At 54.4% G+C, this 1,550-nt stretch carries 1 protein-coding gene; it reads right to left on the reverse strand.

What is annotated here, in order from left to right; translation table 11 throughout:
- Positions 1 to 1,550: amino acid adenylation domain-containing protein (locus BBG47_RS27945; protein ID WP_139070814.1), on the reverse strand; the 1,550-nt coding region annotated here is incomplete at both ends.

Genomic DNA, 1,550 nt, shown 5'->3' on the forward strand with positions numbered 1-1,550 from the left:
ACGTATTCCGTCCCCGCACTCATGCCTGCTACCGGCTCAGGCAGCGCTTTGCGGTCCACTTTCCCGTTGGGCGTCAGCGGCATCTGCGCAAGTTGCACGAAGTACGACGGGATCATGTAACCTGGCAGCTTTTGCGCCAGAGGGTTTCGAAGTTCATCTGCCTCTAGATCACGTGTCGCTTTGATGTACGCACACAGCGTCTTCCGGTCGGTTTCGTCCTCGCGGGCGATGACCACCGCTTCCTGAACGTCCGTTACGCGAAGAAGCTGCGCTTCGATTTCTCCAAGCTCAATGCGGTAACCGCGGATTTTTACCTGATCGTCCATGCGACCTGCATACTCTATTGTTCCATCTGGAAGCCAACGGGCCAAATCGCCTGTTCGGTACAACCGCTCGCCCGCTGCAAACGGATGCTCCACAAACTTCACCGCTGTTAACTCCGGATTGTTCAAGTATTCGCGTGCCAGTCCACTGCCGCCGGTATACAACTCTCCAATTACGCCAATAGGCAGTATCTCTTTGGTTCTGCCCAGCACGTATACTTGCGTGTTGCTGATTGGACGGCCTATCGGAATCGACGCGCGCTCCACATCCGACATCCGGATTTCATGGCAGCACGTAAACGTTGTGTTTTCCGTCGGACCGTAACCGTTGATCAGCCGTAATTCGCTGAATCGCTCCAACACTTTTTTTGCATGAGATCTCGAAACAACGTCACCGCCAACCAGCAGTTGCTTCACCCCGTACAAACCTTCCAACTGCTCTTCCACCATTACATGAAACAAGCCAGCCGTTAGCCACAATATACTGACGCGATGCTGCTGAATCGCCTGCACCCAGTCCGTTAGCGACAATTTACCGGGCGGCAAAATCGCCAGCGCCGCACCATTCAGCAGGCTGCCCCATATCTCAAACGTCGCAGCGTCAAAGGAAATCGTCGAGCCCTGCAAAAATACGTCTTGTTCGCTAATGTCCACATAATTCGATGACGAAACAAGTCTGACAACCCCGCGATGCGTCACGCAAACCCCTTTAGGCGTTCCTGTTGAACCCGACGTGTAGATGATGTACGCCAGATCATCGGCCATTGCCGCCATTGCCAAGTTCGCACTGTTCGCGAAGTATTCTTCTGCAACGGACAACGGCTCCTCTTCCAGTTCCACCTTGATTCCCGCAAAAGAAGCCCTCTCCTGCAAATGCTTCTGAATCAGCAGCACCTGCGCCCCGGAATCCTCTAACATATAGGAGATGCGTTCCTGAGGATATTCGGGATCGATCGGCACATACGCTCCACCGGCTTTTAGGATCGCCAGTATGCCCACAATCATCTCCAGTGAGCGTTCGGCCATGATGCCTATCAATTGCTCACGCTGCGCCCCTTGCGCCTGCAATCTTCTCGCCAAGCGGTTCGCCCGCTCGTTCAACTCTCGGTACGTCAGTTGCCTATTTTCAAATGTCACAGCTACCGCATCCGGGGTCCATGCAGCCTGACGTTCGAACAGCGCATGTACTGTCGCTTCCGCCGGAAGCTCCACCGCCGTATCGTTGAA

The organism is Paenibacillus sp. KS1 (genome assembly GCF_001680695.1).
Taxonomy (GTDB): domain Bacteria; phylum Bacillota; class Bacilli; order Paenibacillales; family Paenibacillaceae; genus Paenibacillus_B; species Paenibacillus_B suaedae.